This window comes from Mycobacterium sp. Aquia_213 (genome assembly GCF_026625985.1).
GTDB lineage: Bacteria > Actinomycetota > Actinomycetes > Mycobacteriales > Mycobacteriaceae > Mycobacterium.
The window spans coordinates 3,098,573-3,119,942 of the sequence record NZ_CP113116.1 but is presented as its reverse complement, the minus strand read 5'-3'; the positions used below and the strand labels follow the sequence as shown (position 1 = coordinate 3,119,942).

Below are 21,370 nucleotides of genomic sequence, written 5' to 3'. Positions count from 1 at the left end.
TGCAGCGTGGTTGTGCGTTGGTTGGAAGCCACTGGCGCAACAGGTTTCGTCGCCAAGGAGATGATGCAGTAATGGTTACGCGATTGTCGGCGACCGATGCGTTTTCGCTGCACACACCAGCGCCGGCACACACCATCTCGCTGGTAATCCTCGCTGCGTCCGATCGGCTCACCCATCAGCGGCTACACCAATTGGTGGCTGCGTCACTACCGCAACTGGCGCGCTTCCGCAGCCGTCTGGTGACCAAGCCGCTGGGTCTCGGGCAGCCGGTCTGGGCTGAGATTGACGACTACGACCCGTCTCCGCAAATTCATTGCGCAACGGTCCGCGCGCCCGGCGGTCGGAGCGAGTTCGCCGAACTTATTGCGGATTTGAGTACCCGGCGACTCGATTGCCGCGAAGGGCTTTGGGAAGCGTGGAGTATCAACGGCCTCGCGGGTGGCCAGTGGGCGTTGGCGGTGAAGACGTCGCCGGTACTGGATGATGGTGCCGCCGGAACGGTGTCGTTGTGGCCGCGGCTGCTAGCTTCTGGCCCGCGTGCCAAGCCGGCCAATCGTCAGCCGGCGGAGCCGAGCCTGGGCTCGGCGCCGTCTGTCGGTGACCTTGTTGCCGATGTGCTGACCGAGATTGTTGAGCGTAACTTCACCGGCATGCGGCTAGTCGCCGACGCAGTGTCCGGTGCGCTGCAGGTGGGGAGTCGTCGGCTGCACCGCACGCCCAGCCGCGATCGGAACATCCCGGCACCGTCGTCGACGAGCGGACCCGTGCCGCGCACAGCGTTCAATGCGCCTCTGACGAAGCGGCGCGAGGTGGCTTTCGCCTCCGTACCGCTGACAGCCGCGGAGGCGGTCAGCAACTCTTTCGGGGGCAGCATTACCAATGTCGTTCTGGCTGCATGCACGCTGTCATTGCGCGCTTGGCTGCAACAGCACGGTACGGTGCCCGCCGATCCGCTGCTGATGCGCATGCCGTTCGAGCTGCCAACCACAAATATCCCGAAAACCCGTAAGGCATTTACTGTCGGGCGATTTCGCATTCCGGTACATCTCGACGACCCTGTGCAGGTTCTCGCAAACCTTCATACTGCCACCGAGCGATTGAACGCCATTCGCGTCTCTGGTACCGAAGGTAGCTGGACGACAATCGATCTCGCGGAGATTACGTCACTTGTACCGCCGGCTGTGGCCCGCCTCGGAATGCAGCTTTACACGCGGTCGGGCCTGCGGCGCCAACTCGCGCCGATAAGCCACGGCACTGTCTCCTACAGTGTCGGTGATCCGGCGCCGGCCTACTGCGCCGGCGCCAGGGTTGCCGGCATGCATACCGTGGCACCACTGACTGAGGGCGCGGGGTTAAGCATTGCGCTGACCTCGCGTGGTGACGTCCTGGATGTGAGCGTGTCTGCCTGCCCCGATCACGTGCCCGCGGTTGACGACATCGCCACGGGGATCGTGCACTCTGTCGATCTTCTGGTTGCGGCCGCGCAGAAATCTCCTCGCGGGCAAGGCCGTTCCGTCGTCAGCGAGATGACGTCGCACGCTGCCAACCATTCACGCGGCAAGACCTATTGACGGACTGTGGTATTGGCTCAGCCATTCGCTCTACACCATTGGCCCCTTTGTCGTCACGGCCCAGGCTGGGGTGTATTGTGACAAGAATCGCAAACCCAGCTAGTCCGGGCTCGAGTCCGCCCTTGTGGCTGACCGCGCCGAGCAACCGCTCCCGCCGGCCACGCAGGTGACAACCGCAGTTGGGATCGCAGTGACCGCTTTAGTTGCATTTGACCCATCGATGGAATCCGTTGTGGGTCAGGGAGTTTCTCGCTCCCCGAGTTTCGGCATCCTGAGCACCTATCCACCGACCCGCTGCGGCCTGGCGACATTCACCGCCGCGCTGGCGCATTGGCTGAGCACCTATGGGGCTGACGTCGGCGTCGTGCGCGTGTCCGACGGGTCGCCATGCTCGAGTGCTCGGGTCATTGGCGAACTGGTCAACGGCTCGCCGGCATCCGTCGCGGCATGCATCGAGTTGCTGAATCAGAAAGACGTTGCGGTCATCCAGCATCAGTACGACATCTACGGCGGAGTTGAGGGATACGAGGTAGTGGATGTCATCGACGGGCTGCGTGTCCCGTCGATCGTGATCGCCCACACCATTCTCAAAAACCCGACACGCCAACAACGTTCGGCCCTCGAGGCGGTCGTCGCGCGCGCGGATCAGGTGATTGTGATGTCCGACGCGGCCAGCGAGCGGCTGCGCGGTGAATTCGCCGTCGATCGCCGCAAAGTGGTCACCATCCCGCACGGGGCGACCGTCTCGACGAACGCTTGCGTGCGCAACGGTCGACCGACGCTGTTAACTTGGGGCCTACTGGGGCCGGGCAAGGGCATCGAGCGGGTGATCGATGCGATGGGCTCGCTTACTGGTCTGCCCGGCCGTCCGCAGTATGTGGTTGCGGGTCAAACGCACCCAAAGGTGCTCGCCGCCGAGGGCGACGCGTACCGCGACGCTTGCATCGAACAGGCGCGGCGCAGGGGCGTGGCGGATTCTGTGCGCTTCGATGCGAATTATCGCAACCTTCCGATGCTGTCCGCGCTCATCCAGTCCGCCGCGGTCGTCGTACTGCCTTACGACTCGACTGATCAGGTCACCTCCGGCGTGCTGGTCGGCGCCATCGCGAGCGGCCGGCCAATTGTGGCGACCGCCTTCCCACACGCCGTCGAACTGCTAGGCAGTGGGGCCGGCATCGTTGTCCCGCACGACGATCCGGATGCGCTGGTATCCGCCTTGGATCGCGTCCTGACGCAGCCCCGCCTCGCCGGTGCGATGGCGGCCGAGGGCCGCCGGTTGGCGCCCGAGATGACCTGGCCAGTGATCGCGAATGCGTATCTGGGACTGGCGCGTCGGGTCCTCGCGGACCGACGGGTCCTCGTGTGACCCTCGCCCCCATGACCGTAAACGGCGTACCGTCGGGAGTATCAAGCAGCTCTTTGCGAGCAAGACAAGTCGGCCAAGCGAATTCGCCTTAGCTCCGTCCCCTCGTCAGGGTTGATCACTGCCGGCAGGTGTCGGCCCACCAGGAGGTTCGACCATGACGTGCACGGTGACACTTCGAGACGGAGTAACCGACAGCTATATGCGATTCGGTGACGCCTACGTCAAGCGCAACGACGGCACCCTTGACGTCATTCGCACTGGCGCCAAGCGGCCCTACCGTTACGCGCCGGGCGAGTGGACCAACGTGCAGGGCGACGAAAGAACGAAGAAGAGCCGTTTCTGGGGCTGATCGAAAGTGGTGTGAGCCGCCTTGATTGAACGCGGCAACCTGTTTTCGATGCGCATTTAGCGGCAATTTGGTGCTGTCGGCTAGTACCCTCGACATATTCGATTGTCAGAGGTGCGCGCATGAACATGGCCATCAAGGACCGGATTCATTGGGCGGCGGGATACGGGGTTTCCCGCGCGACGCTGAAACTGATGGCGCGCCAGGGTGATCCAATGGCGCAGCTGGCGATCGATACCAGCCAGCCCGAAAACGTATATCGACTAATCGAAGAGGTACGCCTGCGCGGGCGCATCTTTTCGATCCCAGGTGGTTTCGCCACCGCAGACGCGCAGATCGTCCGTGACATCTTGCGAGACGACCGGTTCCGCACGATCAAACCGCGGGATCAGTCACCGTTTCGCTTTGCGCGGTGGATCCTGGCCAAGACCAAGCCGAACGTCCTGAACGCCATTCAGCCGCCGTCGATGCTGGTCACCGATCCGCCCGAGCATGCGCGGTTGCGTCGCCTGGTATCGCGGGCATTTACTCCGCGTGCACTCGAGGGCCTTCGTGACCGGATTGAGGATGTCGCCACCGATCTGTTGGATGGTCTGGACGGTTTGCAAGGCGAGGCCGAATGCGACTTGGTCGCCGCGTACGCCTCTCGAATTCCGATCGAAGTGATAGCGGAAATGCTGGGCATACCCCGCGAGGAGACTCCGCAGCTGTACCAAGTAGGTGAGCCGGCAACCAGGCTGATCTCCAGCGCGGCGGCATCCTGGCGGGACTTTCAGGTGTCCGTCAATACGGCGCGCGAGTTCGAGCACTACCTTGCGATGCACGTCGAGCGGCTGCGTCAGCGCGGCGACAACGACAGCATCCTGGCGGCCGTCTTGCAGGACGGTGACCTGTCCGAATACGAGGTCCGCCTGTTCGCGGCACTGCTGCTCGGTGCGGGGTTCATTACGACGACGCATGTTATGGGCAAGGCGATCGTGACGCTCGTTCGGCACCCCGATCAGCTGGAACGGCTGCGGACAAATCCCGAGGGTTGGTCCAACGCGGTCGAGGAGATGTTGCGTTACGAGACTGCCATTCAATGGGGAGGAAGGGTCGCCACCGAGACGCTCGACATACAGGGGCACACCGTTCGCCCGGGCCAGTTCATCTTGCTGCTGCTGGGCGGGGCCAACCGCGATCCGGCGATCTTCGAACGCCCCGACGAATTCGACATCACTCGCACCAACGCCCGCGAACACGTCAGCTTCGGCAGTGGCATCCACGTTTGCCTCGGCGCGGCGCTGGCGCGAATGGAACTGCACATCGGCCTGCAGGCGTTGTTTGCGCGGTTCCCCGACCTGAGCCTGGCCGGCGTGCCGACGATGCATGACAGCATGGCGCTGCACGGAATCAAACACTTGCCCGTGCGGCTGCGGCCCGCGGCGGCAATGGTTTCCTAGTACGACACTCGGTCCGGGCGTCTCTTGGCTCTGGCTTTCTGGATCCGTCAGCCGACCCGAACCGCTGAGCACCGCATTTGTTGGCCGAGGTGTATCCCGCGCGTGACCTCCCCGCGACAGGGGCAAAGGACGCTCGTCATCATGGCGGTTCTCGTGCTGATCTGCGCGCTCGCGACGGCGACATGCGCCGGCTATTACGTCGGTCGGCGCGCGGGCTCGACGCCGCCGACCTGGAGAAAGCGCACGAGTCGGGTCGCGATCGGCAGGCTTGCGTTGAACTTCGCCATGGTGGTGGCCGCGCGACGCATCCGGCGGACCATGAGATCCGTTGAACCGGTTGAACTCTTGCGCGACGGCGTTGCGGTCGTATTGAGGCGCGCCAGCCTGGTCTGAAGTGTGCTGGGGCCCTGGTGGTATGCGCTGCCGCGAGAGTTGGTTTGCTAGTGGCACGACTCGCCGGGGCGAGGCGCGTGTGCGCGGCTAGAGAGGACGAGAACCGGTATGACAGCGTTGCAAGGCAAGGTCGCGCTCGTGACCGGTGCATCGTCGGGCCTGGGCGCCCAAACGGCCAAGCTGTTTTCCCGGCAGGGCGCAACGGTTTTCGGCATAGCCCGCGATACCGCGCGCCTGGCCGAGGTATTCGCCGACGTGGAGCACGGTTCCTACGCATCGGTGGATGTGGGTTCGGCGCGGGCCTGCAACGACGCGGTCGAGCAGTGCGTCCGGGAGTTCGGCGGACTCGACGTCCTGGTCAACATCGCCGGTAAGCACCAGATGCGCCGAACGGAGTCGATGACCGACGACGACTGGACACAGGATCTCGCGGTCAACCTGAACGGTCCGTTCTATCTGTGCCGGGCCGCACTGCCTCAGCTGCTGGAACGGGGCGGGAACATCGTCAACGTCGCCTCCATTGCCGGCGTCGAAGGGCAGGCCTACTCGGCCGGCTACTGCGCTGCCAAGCATGGGCTCATCGGGCTGACTCGAGCATTGGCGGTGGAGTACACGGCGGATCGCTTGCGCGTCAACGCGGTATGTCCCGGCGGCATGCTCACGCCGCAACTCGAACAGTTCACGGCGCCCGAGGATCCGAACTACGACCTGATCATGCGCACGGCCTCACCGCGCGGCATGATGGCGCCCCTCGATGTCGCGAATGTGGTCGCGTTCCTGGCCAGCGATGCCGCGATGGCCATCCATGGCGCCGTCTACCGGGTTGACAACGGCAAGGGCGCGGGCTAGTAAGCCGAATCCGGTTCGTGGCCAGGAGATTTCAGACCTGGCCGGCCCAACCGCGCGAGCTCGCGTTGGTCTTCTTCTCCTCGTACATCAACTCGTCGGCTTGCGCGAGCAGCTCATCCACGGTGACGGTGGGCCCGCTGGCGGGGGCGCGCACCAGGCCGATGCTGGCAGAAAGGCGGTAGGGCCGCTCGCTCGTCTCATTGAAGCGCCGAAACGCTTCGGCGACCCGCTCTCGCAATGTCGTGGTGTCGCTGGCGCTTTCGGTGACCATCACGCAGAATTCGTCACCGCCCAGGCGGGCGAAGATGTCGGACTCGCACAACGTGTCGCCCAGCGCGTAGGCGACGTCTTTGATCAGCAGGTCGCCGACCTCGTGTCCGTGTTCGTCGTTGACTCGTTTGAGCCCGTCGACGTCGAGGAAGGCGAGCACGCAGCTATGGCCCAGGTAGTGCGCCCCGCGGAGCTTTTGCTCGGCCAGCAGATAGAAGCCGCGACGGTTGGTGAGTCCGGTCATTTCGTCGGTCACCGAGAGCTGGCGAATCTCCTCGTTGGCCTGCTCGAGCGCGGCGGTGCGGTCGCGAACCCGCTGCTCCAGTTCGGAGTAGACCTGGATGTTCTCGATCGCAATCGAGGTCGAATCGGCCAGGGCCTGCAGTAAGCGGACTTCTTGCTCGGTCGGCTGATGCTCCTCGGCCCAATAGTTGCCGATCGCTCCGATCGGGTCGAGCCTGCGGATCGGAACCATCACCAGGCTCTTGACGAACGTCGGGCGATAGAGGTTGTGCGGGATACGCGCGTCGAGATAGATATCCGGGATGATCGCCGCATCCCGGTTGAGCATCGCCCACCCGCTGATGCACGACGTCATCGGGAACCGGCTGCCCTTCCACAGCGGGCCGATCGCGTTCTCTTCGGCGTAGAAGCACTTGCCGTTGTCGCGCAGCACCAACGTGGCGCCGTCGCACCCGGTGAGCTCGCGCGCCGACGACGAGACAACTCGCTGAATGTCGGCCTGGCTGCGAGCCAGCGAGAGGTCCTGGACGGCCTGCAAGAGGCGCTCCATACCTTCGACATAGTCGGAGGCGCCGGATCGGGGGGCCGACGGAAAGATAGGCGGCCGCCCAGGCATCAGCGGGGATTCCATGCCCACCTCCGCACGAAACTTAGTCTCATCTGCATAGACACCACCGAAATAGGCGCCAACATTAACATCCGCCGGTCGTTGCGGCGCGCTCATTGGACACACCTGGCTCAATCCCGGGCGGTGTGCGGCGGGGCCACTTTGATGTCGCAAAAGCGCCAGCAGGTGAGCGTCTCGGCGTGATCTTGTGGCAACTGTGAACAGATTCCTGACCACCGCTCTCGGATGGCATCCGGTTCAACTGGGTTTCGCTCGCGCGCTTGCCGAGTTCCCGGGGAGCCCAAGGCTGCTGCGGTTCGCGAGGACTCCGGCGCAGGAGGCATTCATCCCGTTCGTGGAAGCCATGCTCGCGGCCGACCCGGGCGCACCCACGCGGTGTGCCGGATGGACCGTCCACGAACTCACCGCTCATCTAGCTGCTGGATCCGCCGAAATCGCGGAACTCGTTGAGCTCGAACTTGCCGGGGCGCCGCCGCGCCCCACCCGCGACTTCGAAGAGCGTGAGCGGCCATATCGAGCGCTTCATCCAAAGCGGTTGCGCAGCAGTTTCTTCGAGGAAGCGCTCAAAGCGACGGTTGCCATCGAGCGGCTGCGCATGCACGGCAGGGATCGCCGCGTAGCCTTCACGGGCGCCCTTTTGGACGCGCGGGCGTTGACGCTGCACGTCGAAAGCGAACTGATACTTCACCGCTGGGACATCGTCGGTAGCGACGAAACCAGCATCAAAGCACTCAGCGACGTACGCATCGGTGTCCATGCCGCGACAACGGTCGCGGCCATGAAGCCGAACGTATTCCCGCCCCGCGGCGGCGAGCATGAGTCGGTCATCCTGCGCTCACCCGGTGCCTCCGACATCACGGTAACGGGAGGCCCGGTGACAACAATCGAACTCGCCTCACGTGACCATTCACATCCGGTCGTGGAATGTCACTCTGCGGCACGGACCCTATTGCTTTGGGGGCGATGCCCGGGGCCCGATTTACCGAATCCCATCGGCAACCCGGAAATGGTCGACGCCGTCATCACGATGCTGCAGCCAAATCGAGGTCCCGGGCACCAATAAGTTGTCGGCCTTTGTACAAGTATTGGCTAGGTCTGCCGGGTAACGTGCCCCCATGACTTTCACAGTGACCTGGGCAGATGGCACCGAAATTACGTACGGGGACGAACTCCATTTCGACACCGACGGCGCGGTGCTCAAGATCGGCCCGTCGACGGGCAAGTGGACGTGGTACTTCTCGTCCCACCAGTGGGCGCGCATCGAGCAGGACGATGTGCACACCTCGCTGCGACCCGAATTTCCTCCCGTCGTCCCGGGTGCCCACCTCTCGGCCTGAGAACAAGATCTCCGGTGCCGCGCTGACCAGCGGCGAGGTGGCGCACTGGTAGGGTCCGCCACGATGCCCGGCACACCCCGACCGCCCGACCATGTCAGCGGATAGCGACGAAGCATCACTGTCCAGATCGGTCGCGCGCTGCGCGCGGCCTGCCACTGCGGCATTTCTCACGCGGGCCGGCACTCATATGCGAGCTGGCTTTTCCGCGGCGTGCGACGCGCGGTGGCGGGTACCTCTCTATCCACCGAGAACGGAGACAGCATGAGCCCAGGCGCGCAAACGAAAACCATCACGACGCAAGTCCCGGCCCGACTGGACCGGCTGCCGTGGTCGCGGTTTCACTGGCGCGTCGTGGTGGGGCTCGGCGGGGTGTGGGTCCTCGATGGGCTCGAGGTGACGATGGTCGGCAATGTGTCGGCCCGGCTCACCGAGAAGGGCAGCGGCATCGAGCTCAACCCGGCGCAGATCGGCTACGCGGCGGCGATCTACATCACCGGGGCATGCCTGGGTGCGTTGTTCTTCGGCCATCTGACCGACCGGTTCGGACGGCGCAATCTGTTCATCCTGACCCTGGCGGTCTACCTGGTCGCCACCGTGGCGACCGCATTCGCTTTCGCGCCTTGGTATTTCTTCATAGCGCGCTTTTTCACCGGCGCCGGTATAGGCGGCGAATACGCGGCCATCAATTCGGCGATCGACGAGTTGATCCCCGCCCGGGTACGCGGTCGCGTGGACCTGATCATCAACGGCACCTACTGGCTGGGTTCGGCCGCCGGGGCCGCCGGCGCGCTGGTGCTGCTGGACACGTCGAACTTCCCGGCGAACATCGGATGGCGGCTCGCATTCGGCATCGGAGCCATCTTCGGCATCTTCGTCCTGCTGGTCCGGCGCAATGTGCCGGAAAGCCCGAGATGGTTGTTCATTCACGGGCGCGACGAGGAAGCCGAGCAGATCGTCGGCGAGATCGAACAAGCCGTGCAGCGAGAAACCGGACAACCGCTGCCCGAGCCGCACGGCGAGCCGCTGAAAATTCGCCAGCGCCAAGCGATTCCGTTTGTGGAGATCGCCCGGGTGGCGTTCAAGCTGTATCCCAAACGCGCGGTCCTCGGTCTTGCGCTGTTCATCGGTCAGGCTTTCCTGTACAACGGCGTGACGTTCAACCTGGGCACGCTGTTGAGCGGCTTCTACGGCATTCCCTCCGGAAAAGTGCCGGTGTTCTTCATCGTGTGGGCGTTGAGCAATTTCCTCGGCCCCTTGGTCCTCGGGCGGCTGTTCGACACGATCGGCCGCAAACCGATGATCGCCGGGACCTACATCGGCTCCGCGGTGATCGCGGTTGTCCTTGGGGCGGTGTTCGTGAACGACACCGGCGGTGTCTGGACCTTCATCATCGTGCTGGCGGCGGCGTTCTTCCTGGCCTCGGCGGGTGCGAGCGCGGCGTACCTGACCGTCAGCGAGATCTTCCCGATGGAGACCCGGGCGCTGGCGATCGCGTTCTTCTACGCGGTGGGCACCGCGATCGGCGGCATCACCGGCCCCGTGCTGTTCGGTGAGCTGATCAATTCGGGCGATCGGGGTCAGGTGCTGTGGTCGTTCCTGATCGGGGCGATCGTGATGGCGGTCGCCGGACTGGTCGAGCTATGGCTCGGGATCGCGGCCGAGCAGCGTGCCCTGGAAGATCTGGCGCTGCCTTTGACAGTGGCCGATGCCGAGAACGACTCGCCCGCCTAGGTTATCGTCGGCGACGTGGCGGTCCCACGCGGCGACGTCGAGTCGTACTACGACCTTGGCTCCTATCACCGGGCCGTCGATACAACATCGGCTCAGGCGCAGCGGTGGTTCGACCGCGGCATGGTGTGGGCGTATGCGTTCAACCACGAAGAGGCGGTGCGGTGCTTCGAGACGGCGCTCGGCCTGGACCCCGACCTTGCCATCGCGCGATGGGGCATCGCCTACTCGGTGGGGCCCAACTACAACAAAGCGTGGGACGCGTTCGACCAGGTGGAGCTGGCCGCGTCGCTGACTCGGGCGCGTGGCGAGCTGCGGCTGGCAATCGGCGGGCGCGCGACGGCCGTTGAGCGCGGCCTGATCGAGGCGTTGGCCGCTCGCTTTCCGGCGGATGACGTGACCGACACCGCGGCGCTGGCCGACGGCAACGCGGCCTACGCGGAGTCGATGTCGAGGTTGGCGTCGGCCTACCCGGACGACATGGACGTCGCGGCCCTTGCGGCGGATGCGTTGGTCAATGTGACGGCCTGGGCACTGTGGGACACCCACACCGGGCAGCCCGCCCCGGGTTCCCGGGTGGTGGAGGCCAAACAGATTCTGGAGACCGCGCTAACGACTCCCGGTGGTCGAGCCCACCCGGGCATCCTGCATCTCTACTTGCACACGATGGAGCTGTCCGCCCACCCCGAAGAGGCGCTGCCGGCGGCCGATCTGCTGCGCGGGCTGGTGCCCGACGCCGGTCATCTCGAACACATGCCAACCCATATCGATGTGCTGTGCGGCGACTACCGCAACGCGGTGGTGTCGAACCTGGACGCGGTGCGCGCGGATCGCCGGTTTCTCGAACGCGAAGGGGCGCTGAATTTTTACTCGGCTTATCGGGCACACGACTTGCACTTCGTCGTGTACGGGGCGATGTTCTCCGGGCAATTCCGCGTCGCGCTAGCGGCCGCCGACGAACTCGCCCAGCAACTCACCCCGGAATTGCTGTCCATCGAATCACCGCCGATGGCCGACTGGCTGGAGGCCTTCGTTCCGCTTCGGGTGCACGTCTTCGTCCGCTTCGGCCGTTGGGATGACCTGATAGCCGAGTCGTTGCCGAGCGATCAGGATTTGTACTGCACCACGGCGGCGACGATCCACTATGGCCGCGGCGTGGCCTATGCCGCCAAAGGCCTGCTGGCGCAAGCGGATACCGAGCGTGAAGCCTTCATCGCGGCGTACGCCCGCATTCCCGCGTCGCGGTATCTGTTCAACAACACCAGTCGTGACATTCTCGCGGTGGCCGGCGCGATGCTCGACGGTGAGATCGCTTACCGGCAGGGGCAATTCGATCTGGCTTTCGGTCATCTTCGCCGCGCGGTGGAACTCGACGACGCCCTTCCCTACGACGAGCCCTGGGGCTGGATGCAACCGACCCGCCACGCTTATGGCGCGTTGCTGCTGGAACAGGGCAGGGTGGCCGAGGCGGCCGCCGTTTACGCCGCCGATCTCGGCCTCGATCCGACGGTGCGCAGATGTTGCCAACATCCGGGCAATGTGTGGAGCCTGCACGGCTATCACGAGTGCCTGCGGCGTCTGGGCCGCACCGCTGAGGCCACGATCATCGAGCAGCAATTGACGCTGGCACGCGCTCATGCCGACGTCGCGATCACCGCCTCGTGTGCCTGCCGGATGGGGACCGCCACCATCTAGGTATTGTGTACTATACCGAGCATGACCGAGAAACTCCCGGCCCGGCTGGCGGAACACCCCACCGTGCAAAAGGTGCGATCGCGCCCGACGCGGAAACCCGGTGTACTCGACGCGGATTGGTTGCGCCAGCTGTGCCTGGACGCCGGCGTCGACGACGTGGCGTTCGCGAGCGTCGACAACCCCGACCTGGCTTCGGAGGTCGAGCACGTCGAAGCCGCGTTGCCGGGAACCAAGAGCTACATCTCGCTGGTGGTCAAGATGAACCGCGACAACATCCGATCGACGGCGCGCAGCGTCGCCAACCAGGAGTTCCACCGCAGCGGTGAGTTGCTCAATGAAGCGGCCTACCGCATCGTCCGCCGGCTGCAGGACACCGGTTACCGGGTGCTGAACCCGTCGGCGACCTTTCCGATGGAGATGGACAACTACCCGGGCCGGATCTGGGTGGTGGCGCACAAACCCGTTGCCGTGGCGGCGGGCCTCGGGGTGATGGGCATCCACCGCAACGTGATTCACCCGAAGTTCGGCAACTTCATCCTGCTGGGCACGATCCTGGTCGGCGCGCCGATCAGCAGCTACGGCGAGCCGCTGGACTACAGCCCGTGCCTGGAATGCAAGCTGTGCGTCGCGGCGTGCCCAGTCGGCGCGATCGGCAAGGATGGCAGTTTCGATTGGCTGGCCTGTTCGACGCACAACTACCGCGAGTTCATGGGTGGCTTCACGGATTGGGTGCAGACCGTTGCCGATAGTACGGACGCGGCCGACTTCCGTTCGCGGGTAACCGATTCGGAGAACGCGTCGATGTGGCAAAGCCTGTCGTTCAAGCCGAACTATAAGGCGGCCTACTGCCTGGCCGTCTGCCCGGCCGGCGAGGACGTCATCGAGCCTTATCTGGACAACCGCAAGAGCTTCATGGACCTGGTACTAAAACCGTTGCAGGACAAGAAGGAAACCTTGTACGTGCTGCCGAATTCCAAGGCCAAGGAATTTGCGGAGCGACGCTATCCGCACAAGACGGTGAAGGTCGTCGACGGCGGGCGTTAGCCTGCTGTCCCGTAGGCGCGGGCGATGTCGGGGGAGTCCAGCCAGCCGGAGTAGGTGGGCCGCGACGGCCAGCCGGCGGGCGAATCGAGCCATTCCTCCTGGCGGCCCCACGGCAATAGGTCGATCAGCGCGAACGAGTGGCTGAGTTGCTCGGTGCCGCGCCCATTCGTGTGCCAGGTGCGATACACGGTGTCAACGTCGCGGAGAAACACGTTGACCGCAAAGCCCCCGCCCGGGGGTGCGTCCATGTCCGCTCCGAATGCGCTCTGCGACGAGGAGTACCACTGCATCCGATTGCCGACCTTTTCCCGGTAGGCGAGTGCCTCCTCGATTGGGCCATTGGTCACGATGACGAAACGGGCATCGTAGTTGTCGAGGAATTCGAGTCGGGTGAACTGCGACGTGAAACCCGTGCACCCGCCGCACTGCCACTGCGCGCCGTCCGACCACATGTGGTGGTAGGTGATGAGCTGCGATCGGCCACCGAACACGTCGGCGAGGCGGACGGGCCCGTCGGCACTGATCAGGGTGTAGTCGGGTAGCTCGACCATCGGCAGCCGGCGCCGCTGTGCGGCGATCGCATCCAGTTCGCGGGTGGCGGCCTTCTCGCGCTTGCGCAGTTCGTCGAGCTCGGCGCGCCACGTCGCTGCATCGACGATCGGCGGCAGGGCCGTGTGGTTCGCAGACATGGGATCCACCCTCTTTCTCGAAGCTCTCGATTTTTCCGACTCAAAGGTCTGACTGGCGGTCTGCCCGGAATTCATCGGCAAATGCCGGCAATCGCAAAAAGCACGGCTGACAGCTGAGAACTCGCTTTGAATGTGGTTTGCGCCGCGCGCGCCCGGGTATCTATGTGCAAACTTTAGTTGTCACGCGGGGGGACCCTGGGTCCGGAAAGGCTACGCAATCATGACTCAGGGATTGATCCCGACCGTCGACGAAGTACCGGCACGGTACGACTTGTCCGACGATTTTTTCCGCCTGTTCCTGGATCGCACCCAGACCTACAGTTGCGCGTACTTCGAGCGCGATGACATGACCTTGGAAGAGGCCCAAATCGCAAAGATCGATTTGGCGCTGGCCGAGCTGGATCTGCGGCCCGGCATGACACTGCTCGACGTCGCCTGTGGCTGGGGCACCACGATGCGCCGGGCGATCGAGAAGTACGACGTCAACGTCGTCGGCCTGACGACATCCAGCGATCAGGCCGCCCACGTCCAGAAAATGTTCGACGAAATGGACACCGAGCGCAGCAAGTGGGTGCTGCTGCAGGGCTGGGAGGAGTTCACCGAGCCGGTCGACCGGATCGTGTCCATCGGGGCATTCGAGCAGGGTAGCTACGACCGTTACGACGATTTCTTCGAAATGGCTTACACCGTCCTGCCCGACGATGGCGTCATGTTCTTGCACACGATCACCGGCCTGCCGTCGATCGACCCGGTGGAGCAGCACGCGGCAGGCGCGGGTTTCACCCTGACGCTGCGCGAGCCGCTGCAGCCGCATTACATCAAGACCCTCGACCTGTGGGCCGCGGCGCTCGAGGCGCACCGCGACGAGGCCATCGAGATGCAGTCGGAAGAGGTCTACGAGCGATACCTGCATTACCTGACCGGCCGGGCCAACGCGTTCCGCACCGGCCAAATCGACGTCAACCAGGTAACCCTCGAGAAGAACTGATCGTTTCGCGCGAATTCGCAGACAACGACACGGTCAACGAGACGGTAACGATTCGTACATCGCCCTGGCTTGGCGCCAATGCCAATGGGAGGGTGGTGCCCGTGAGTGTTCATGTCAACGATCTGGCGCATGGCTCGCGAACGCAATGGATGGACAGACCACCACAACGGTGTGCACGTGGTCACTGGCTTTTGCCGGGACACATGATCGTGGCCACCATTCCGTGTTCCTGCGGCCGGCATATCTGCTGGGAATGTGAGTGCGGTGCGGCTACCTATGGGCCCGAGCTGGCCGAGTCGTGCAGCCTCGCCAATGCTCGGCGCGGATCCGCAGTGATCCCGTCGGACTCCATGAAAAGCCTGTCCTGAAACAGGTTTAGCTTCCCTTCGTCACGACGGCGGAGTTGTAGTTGGGTGCCCACGCCCGCTCGAACGTGGCGATGGGCACCTGCTCGTCGCGCCCGGTATCGATGCCGCTGTCGTTGAGATGCACCACGCCGGCCTTGGTGTCGATACCGGTGACCACCACAAAGTGGTTCGCCCGGGCGTGGTTGCCGGGACGGTTCCAGATGGTCTCGGCGTTGACGAGGGCGATCACCTTGCGCTTATCGGCTAGATTCTGTTGCAGGGCAGCGATATTGGTCTGGATGTTGTCGGCCCTGACCCAGTAGTGCCAGAGCAGCAGCGGCAAATCCCGGATGTCGGTGTTGCCCGGCGGATTCCATATCGGTGTGGAACCCGTTGCCCCGAAGGCATTTTCGGCCGCAGCGGTGATCTGTCGCTCGGTGGGCTGGCGGCCGGTGAGCTCGCCGACGACATCGGCGACCGCGATCTCACCGCAGTCCGAACCGTGTTGGCGCCGCCAATAGGGCGCGGCGGCCGCCGGGTCGCCGTACAAGCCCGCCTCGTGGTCGGCATCCGGCACGGGTGGACCCGGGGCGGCGTGCACCGCGGCGGCCCAGGTGATCGATGACGTCGCGGCGGTGACGCAGAACAGCGCGGCCGCGGCGACCTTCGTCGTCAGGATGCGGGCCATCGGCGTCCTTTTCTCGAGCCGCGGTGGCGGCGCGCAACGGTATGAGAAAAGGGTTACTGGTCGCCCTCTTTCGGAGCATTAAATCCGACCTCGGCGAAGATCGTGGACGAACGCGCCGAAATGATGCCGGCCTGAGATCGCTGTGCCCGAGCAGGTACCGGCTGGTGTCGGGCTCTTTTCATCACCGTGACTTTTACGTGGCCGCCGCAGTGGCCCGAGCAGGCCGCTGCGCGTTGGATACGCGAAGGCCGCGTCACAGCCGCGCAAATCGATGCTCGGCCGGCCTGGCGCAGCCCTGACTACGACGAATACCGCGTTGCGGCACAGGCGTGCGGGTACGCGTGCTTTGCTACGCTCGCGCCATGCACGCGGCAGCCGGTTCTCTCCAGCGCTGCGCCGGCGTGCGCTGTTGTCGCTGACTCTTCTGTCCGTTCGCGGTCCGGTCTCGAGTAGGCGAATTTTCGGATGCCCTAGTGCCCTTCCGCAGCAACGGGATCGACGCACCCAAGTCCCGCACTGGAAGGCCGGCCAATGTTTGACCACATCGGTATCGCACCGCGCTGCCGCCATGTCGTCTCACTTCTCTCGGTCGTCGGTTTTGTCGCGGCGTGTGGCGGCGGTGCCAGCGATGCCGTGGGTGGCAGCGGACTGAGCAACGCCAACACCAAGATCACCCTCGTCGCGTATTCCGTTCCCGAACCCGGTTGGAGCGCGGTGATTCCGGCATTCAACGGCACCCAAGAAGGCAAGGGCGTACAGGTGATCACGTCTTACGCGGCGTCTGCCGACCAGTCGCGCGGGGTCGTCGAGGGGAAACCGGCCGACGTCGTGAACTTCTCGGTCGAGCCCGACATCACCCGTTTGGTGAAAGCCGGAAAGGTCTCGGCGGATTGGGACCGCCAAGCTGGCCACGGCAATCCATTCGGGTCGGTCGTGACATTGGTTGTGCGCAAAGGCAATCCGAAGAACATCCGGGATTGGGATGATCTATTGCGGCCCGGCGTAGAGGTCATCACCCCGAGCCCGCTCAGTTCGGGCTCGGCCAAGTGGAACCTGTTGGCCCCGTATGCGGCGAAAAGTCGTGGCGGCGCGGATGCCCAAGCGGGTATCGACTTCATCAGCAAGTTGGTGCACGAACACGTCAAGCTGCGTCCCGGTTCGGGGCGGATTGCCACCGCCGTCTTTGCTGAAGGCAGCGGCGACGTGTTGATCAGCTACGAAAACGAAGCCATTGCCGCCGAGCGGCAGGGCAAACCCGTCGAACACGTGATTCCGTCCCAAACCTTCAAGATCGAGAACCCGGTGGCGGTGGTCAGCACCAGCGCGCACCTCGACGTCGCGACCGCCTTCAAGAACTTTCAATACACCGCCGCGGCCCAGAAGCTATGGGCGCAGGCCGGATTCCGCCCCATCGATCCGGCCGTCGCCAGCACTTTCCGGGACCAGTATCCCGTCCCGGTAAAACTTTGGACGATCGACGACCTGGGCGGCTGGGCCGCCGCGGACGCGCAACTCTTCGACAAGAACACCGGCAGCATCACCAGGGTCTACGTGCAGGCCACCGGATGACCACCGCGACAGTTCCCAACCCGGAGGCCATCCGCCCCGAGTTGGCCCAGCCCGGTAGCCAACTTCCGGAACCGCCGGAAGGACTGCGGCTAACGAACAGGCCCGGTCTCACGTCACTTCGGGTCGGGGTGACGTCGCTGTGGCTTTCGGTGATCGTGCTGTTGCCATTGGCGGCCATTGCGTGGCAGGCCGCCGGCGGCGGCTGGCAGGCCTTCTGGCTGGCCGTCACCTCGCATGCCGCGGTGCAGTCGTTCCAGGTGACGTTCGGGATTTCCGTCGCGGTGACGATTCTCGACGTGGTGTTCGGGCTGGCGACCGCGTGGGTGCTGGTGCGCGACAACTTCTTCGGCAAGGGGCTGATCGATGCGGTGATCGATCTGCCGTTCGCGCTACCCACGATCGTGACCAGCCTGGTGATGCTGGCCCTGTACGGCAAGAACAGCCCCGTGCACATTCATCTGCAGCACACGCCGCCCGGGGTGGGGATGGCGCTGGCGTTCGTGACGCTGCCGTTGGTGGTGCGCGCCGTTCAGCCGGTGCTGCTGGAGATCGATCGCGACGTCGAGGAGGCGGCGGCATCGCTGGGTGCCAGCGGCCCAAAGGTCTTCACGACAATCGTGCTGCCGTCGCTGGCGCCCTCGCTGCTGACCGGTGCCGGGTTGGCCTTCTCGCGTTGTATCGCCGAGTTCGGCTCGGTGGTGACGATCGGTGGCGCGGTGCCGGGCAAGACCGAGGTCTCTTCGCAGTGGATACGCTCCTTGATCGAGAATGACGACCGCACCGGCGCGGCCGCTATATCTATTGTGCTGCTATCGATCTCGTTTACCGTGCTGGTGCTGTTGCGGATCGTGGGCGGGCGCACGGCCAAACGTGAGGAAAAGGCCGCGTGACGTCGTCATCGTGGGCCCGCTACCTCACCCGATCCGTGACGCTGGCGTACATCGGCGTGATGCTGATCGTGCCGGTGTCGATCATCCTGTGGCGGACGTTCGAGCCCGGGCTTGGCCAGTTCTACGCATGGATCACCACGCCGGCGGCGATCTCGGCGCTGCACCTGTCGCTTCTGGTGGTCGCCGTTGTGGTCCCACTCAACGTCGTCTTCGGTGTTCTCACGTCATTGTTGCTTGCCCGCAGCCGGTTCCGCGGTAGGGCCGCGCTGCAGGCGGTCGTCGACCTGCCCTTTGCGGTATCGCCCATCATCGTGGGTGTCGCATTGATCCTGCTGTGGGGATCGGCGGGTGCGCTGGGCTTCGTGGAGAACGATTTCGGAATCAAGGTCATCTTCGGCTTGCCCGGCCTCATCCTCGTCAGCATCTTCGTCACCCTGCCGTTCGTGGTGCGCGAGGTCCAACCGGTGCTGCAGGAGGTGGGGACCGAGCAGGAACAGGCAGCGGCGACGCTGGGTTCGGGCCCGTGGCAGACGTTTTGGCGGATCACTTTGCCGACCATCAAATGGGGCCTGATCTACGGCACGGTGCTGACCACCGCACGCACGCTCGGGGAATTCGGCGGGGTCATCATGGTGTCGTCGAACCTGCCGGGGGAGTCGCAAACACTGACGCTGCTGGTGAACGATCGCTACGCCCGCGGCGCCGAGTACGGCGCCTATGCGCTCTCCACGCTGCTCATGGGGGTGGCGGTGGTGTTCCTGATCGTCAAAACGACCCTGCTGGTGCGCCGGAAGCGGGCCCACGCCGCGGCCTGACGTCGTCTCATTCTCGCCCTGCTTGAAGCGCATCGTTGACGCGCGCGTAACAAGTTCGGAATCGAATGTTCCTAGGGTGGGGCCGGTCCACCTTCCCGCAAGGGACGGTCGTTGACCCCCCTCAGCGATAGGAAACTCCATTGAGCGGAAACGCAGTACGCCTGCAGGCGATCAATAACGTCGAGGCATACGTCCCCCCGGCTATCAGTTTTGTACCTGGTGAGGCCCCCGGCGAGGTCTTCGGATCCAACGTCTTCACCAAGGCTGAAATGCAGGCACGGCTTCCTAAGGCGTTGTACAAGTCCATCGTTGCGACCATCGAAAAAGGCACCAAGCTCGACCCCACGGTTGCCGACGCCGTCGCGATAGCCATGAAGGACTGGGCACTGGAGAAGGGTGCCACCCACTACGCCCATGTCTTCTACCCGATGACCGGCCTGACCGCCGAGAAGCATGACAGCTTCCTGGATCCCGTCGGCGACGGGACCACGCTCGCGGAGTTCGCCGGCAAGACCCTGATTCAGGGTGAGCCCGACGCCTCCAGCTTCCCGTCCGGCGGGCTGCGGAGCACCTTCGAGGCGCGCGGCTACACCGGCTGGGACGCCACCAGCCCGGCCTACATTCTGGAGAACCCGAACGGCAACACGCTGTGCATTCCGACGGTTTTCGTCTCGATGACCGGTGAGGCACTGGACTACAAGACGCCACTGCTGCGCAGCCAGCAGGCGATGGGTGCGCATGCCGAGCGCATCCTGACGCTGTTCGGCCATAAGGACTTGAACCACGTCGTCTCGTTCTGCGGACCGGAGCAGGAGTACTTCCTGGTCGACCGGCACTTCTTCCTCGCGCGTCCGGACCTGGTCAACGCGGGTCGCACGCTGTTCGGCGCCAAGCCGCCCAAGGGCCAGGAGTTTGACGACCACTACTTCGGCGCGGTGCCCGAGCGTGTCCTCGGCTTCATGATGGACACCGAGCGGGAGCTGTTCAAGCTCGGCATTCCCGCCAAGACCCGGCACAACGAGGTGGCCCCCGGTCAGTTCGAGATCGCGCCGATGTTCGAGCGCGCCAATATCGCCTCCGACCACCAGCAGTTGCTGATGACGATCTTCAAGACGATCGCCAAGAAGCACGGCATGGAATGCCTGTTCCACGAGAAGCCGTTTGCCGGCGTCAACGGGTCGGGCAAGCATGTCAACTTCTCGTTGGGCAACTCCGAGCTGGGTTCGCTGTTGGTCCCGGGCGACACTCCGCACGAGAACGCCCAGTTCCTGGTGTTCTGCGCCGCGGTGATCCGCGCCGTGCACAAGTTCTCGGGGTTGCTGCGGGTGTCGGTCGCGTCGGCCACCAACGACCACCGACTGGGTGCGAACGAGGCGCCGCCCGCGATCATCTCGATCTTCCTCGGTGAACAGCTCGCCGACGTGTTCGACCAGATCGCCAAGGGTGCTGCCACCTCGTCGAAGGGCAAGGGCACCATGATCATTGGTGTCGACACCCTGCCCCATCTGCCGACGGACGCGGGCGACCGCAACCGGACCAGCCCGTTCGCGTTCACCGGCAACAGGTTCGAGTTCCGTGCGCCCGGCTCCGGGCAGACGGTTGCGGTGCCGTTGATCGTGCTCAACACGATCATGGCGGACTCGTTGGACTACATGGCCAGCGTGCTTGAGCAGGCCGTCGGCGACGGTGAGGACTTCGACAGCGCGGTGCAGAAGCTGCTCACCGAGGTCATCACCGAGCACGGTGCGGTGGTGTTCAACGGCGACGGCTACTCGGAGAACTGGCAGACCGAGGCGGCCGAGCGCGGCCTGCCGAACCTGAAGACCACCCTGGACGCCATTCCGGAGCTGATCAAACCGGACGCGATCGAACTCTTCGCGAAATACGGTGTGTTCAACGAACGCGAGCTGCACAGCCGCTACGAGGTGCGTCTCGAGCAGTACGCCCTGACCATTGCGGTCGAGGCCAAGCTGGCGTTGGAGCTCGGGACGACCGTCATCCTGCCCGCCGCCATGCGCTACCAGACCGAGCTCGCGCAGAACGTCGCCGCTTTGAAGAAGGCCGGTGTGGAGCCGAACACTGCTGTGTTGGAGTCGGTTTCGACCCCAATCGCCGATCTGGCGGCGGGCCTGGCCTCGCTGAAGTCAGCCCTGTCGGATCACTCGGCGGAATCGGCACTCGACGAGGCCACGCATGCCCAAGAGTCGCTGCTGCCGGCGATGGAAGCGGTGCGTACCGCCGCCGACGCGCTGGAAGCCGTTGTCGCCGACGACTTGTGGCCGCTGCCCACCTACCAGGAGATGCTTTACATCCTCTGAGTCCGTCGTCGGGCGTGGGGGTCGACCGCGCTCGCGGAGCTTGATAATCCGAGGCTCCCACGCCCGGCGACTCCCCACGTCCCTGACAGCGCCCCGCTGCACATGCCGCACCTGACGCGTTAAGTTCTGAAGGGACGGAAGTCACCCGGTCAGG

19 protein-coding genes are annotated in these 21,370 nt (G+C 64.4%); 16 read left to right on the top strand and 3 right to left on the bottom strand.

All coding sequences use genetic code 11. The features are described from left to right. Positions 1 to 83: 83 nt before the first annotated feature. From LMQ14_RS14635 to LMQ14_RS14610, 6 genes are all read left to right on the top strand, one after another. A complete protein-coding gene (locus LMQ14_RS14635; protein ID WP_267730308.1) occupies positions 84 to 1,571 on the top strand; it encodes a wax ester/triacylglycerol synthase domain-containing protein in 1,488 nt (495 codons plus the stop codon). Positions 1,572 to 1,791: 220 nt separating this feature from the next. After that, positions 1,792 to 2,937, top strand: a complete 1,146-nt coding sequence (locus LMQ14_RS14630; protein WP_267730307.1) for a glycosyltransferase — start codon at positions 1,792 to 1,794, stop codon at positions 2,935 to 2,937. A 154-nt stretch (positions 2,938 to 3,091) separates the two neighbouring features. Then, the gene (locus LMQ14_RS14625) at positions 3,092 to 3,286 is read left to right on the top strand and encodes a hypothetical protein (RefSeq protein WP_267730306.1); all 195 of its coding nucleotides are present in this window, start codon (positions 3,092 to 3,094) and stop codon (positions 3,284 to 3,286) included. 119 nt (positions 3,287 to 3,405) lie between these two features. Further along, entirely contained in the window at positions 3,406 to 4,725 is a 1,320-nt protein-coding gene (locus LMQ14_RS14620; protein ID WP_267730305.1) for a cytochrome P450, read from the top strand. A gap of 141 nt (positions 4,726 to 4,866) precedes the next feature. Next, positions 4,867 to 5,118, top strand: coding sequence for a hypothetical protein (locus LMQ14_RS14615; RefSeq protein WP_267730304.1), 252 nt, complete (start codon positions 4,867 to 4,869; stop codon positions 5,116 to 5,118). 108 nt (positions 5,119 to 5,226) lie between these two features. After that, positions 5,227 to 5,967: an SDR family NAD(P)-dependent oxidoreductase gene (locus LMQ14_RS14610; protein WP_267730303.1), complete on the top strand. Its 741-nt coding sequence runs from the start codon at positions 5,227 to 5,229 to the stop codon at positions 5,965 to 5,967. A gap of 31 nt (positions 5,968 to 5,998) precedes the next feature. Here the strand turns inward: LMQ14_RS14610 and LMQ14_RS14605 are convergent, their stop codons facing one another. Then, entirely contained in the window at positions 5,999 to 7,096 is a 1,098-nt protein-coding gene (locus LMQ14_RS14605; RefSeq protein WP_267735519.1) for a GGDEF domain-containing protein, read from the bottom strand. A gap of 199 nt (positions 7,097 to 7,295) precedes the next feature. Between LMQ14_RS14605 and LMQ14_RS14600 the strand changes: the two genes are divergently transcribed. From LMQ14_RS14600 to LMQ14_RS14580, 5 genes are all read left to right on the top strand, one after another. Further along, positions 7,296 to 8,171 carry a maleylpyruvate isomerase N-terminal domain-containing protein gene (locus tag LMQ14_RS14600; RefSeq protein ID WP_324291056.1) on the top strand — a complete coding sequence of 292 codons (876 nt, stop codon included), beginning with the start codon at positions 7,296 to 7,298 and terminating at the stop codon, positions 8,169 to 8,171. 52 nt (positions 8,172 to 8,223) lie between these two features. After that, positions 8,224 to 8,445 carry a hypothetical protein gene (locus LMQ14_RS14595; RefSeq protein WP_267730302.1) on the top strand — a complete coding sequence of 74 codons (222 nt, stop codon included), beginning with the start codon at positions 8,224 to 8,226 and terminating at the stop codon, positions 8,443 to 8,445. A gap of 261 nt (positions 8,446 to 8,706) precedes the next feature. Beyond that, positions 8,707 to 10,176, top strand: a complete 1,470-nt coding sequence (locus tag LMQ14_RS14590) for an MFS transporter (RefSeq protein WP_267730301.1) — start codon at positions 8,707 to 8,709, stop codon at positions 10,174 to 10,176. A gap of 15 nt (positions 10,177 to 10,191) precedes the next feature. Beyond that, positions 10,192 to 11,868 carry a hypothetical protein gene (locus tag LMQ14_RS14585; RefSeq protein WP_267730300.1) on the top strand — a complete coding sequence of 559 codons (1,677 nt, stop codon included), beginning with the start codon at positions 10,192 to 10,194 and terminating at the stop codon, positions 11,866 to 11,868. A 21-nt stretch (positions 11,869 to 11,889) separates the two neighbouring features. After that, a complete protein-coding gene (locus LMQ14_RS14580; RefSeq protein WP_267730299.1) occupies positions 11,890 to 12,912 on the top strand; it encodes an epoxyqueuosine reductase in 1,023 nt (340 codons plus the stop codon). Here the strand turns inward: LMQ14_RS14580 and LMQ14_RS14575 are convergent. Next, on the bottom strand, positions 12,909 to 13,601 hold the full coding sequence (locus tag LMQ14_RS14575; RefSeq protein WP_267730298.1) for a DUF899 domain-containing protein: 693 nt from the start codon (positions 13,599 to 13,601) through the stop codon (positions 12,909 to 12,911). The two genes, LMQ14_RS14580 and LMQ14_RS14575, sit on opposite strands and share 4 nt — an antisense overlap. Before the next feature lie 220 nt (positions 13,602 to 13,821). Here LMQ14_RS14575 and LMQ14_RS14570 point away from each other — a divergent pair, with 220 nt between their 5' ends. Continuing rightward, positions 13,822 to 14,589: a class I SAM-dependent methyltransferase gene (locus LMQ14_RS14570; RefSeq protein WP_267730297.1), complete on the top strand. Its 768-nt coding sequence runs from the start codon at positions 13,822 to 13,824 to the stop codon at positions 14,587 to 14,589. 375 nt (positions 14,590 to 14,964) lie between these two features. On the opposite strand, the gene LMQ14_RS14565 is transcribed toward LMQ14_RS14570, so the two are convergent. Continuing rightward, positions 14,965 to 15,624 (bottom strand): hypothetical protein, encoded by a 660-nt coding sequence (locus LMQ14_RS14565; protein ID WP_267730296.1) that lies wholly within the window; start codon positions 15,622 to 15,624, stop codon positions 14,965 to 14,967. Positions 15,625 to 16,155: 531 nt separating this feature from the next. Here LMQ14_RS14565 and LMQ14_RS14560 point away from each other — a divergent pair. The 4 genes from LMQ14_RS14560 (at position 16,156) to LMQ14_RS14545 (ending at position 21,216) form a co-directional block, all read left to right on the top strand. Next, complete coding sequence (locus LMQ14_RS14560; protein ID WP_267730295.1) at positions 16,156 to 17,193, top strand: sulfate ABC transporter substrate-binding protein; 1,038 nt, start codon at positions 16,156 to 16,158, stop codon at positions 17,191 to 17,193. Then, on the top strand, positions 17,190 to 18,083 hold the full coding sequence (gene cysT / locus LMQ14_RS14555; protein ID WP_267730294.1) for a sulfate ABC transporter permease subunit CysT: 894 nt from the start codon (positions 17,190 to 17,192) through the stop codon (positions 18,081 to 18,083). Before LMQ14_RS14560 ends, cysT begins: the two co-directional genes overlap by 4 nt. Next, the gene (gene cysW, locus LMQ14_RS14550; protein ID WP_267730293.1) at positions 18,080 to 18,898 is read left to right on the top strand and encodes a sulfate ABC transporter permease subunit CysW; all 819 of its coding nucleotides are present in this window, start codon (positions 18,080 to 18,082) and stop codon (positions 18,896 to 18,898) included. Before cysT ends, cysW begins: the two co-directional genes overlap by 4 nt. A gap of 140 nt (positions 18,899 to 19,038) precedes the next feature. Further along, positions 19,039 to 21,216 carry a glutamine synthetase III gene (locus LMQ14_RS14545; RefSeq protein ID WP_267730292.1) on the top strand — a complete coding sequence of 726 codons (2,178 nt, stop codon included), beginning with the start codon at positions 19,039 to 19,041 and terminating at the stop codon, positions 21,214 to 21,216. Positions 21,217 to 21,370: the final 154 nt, after the last annotated feature.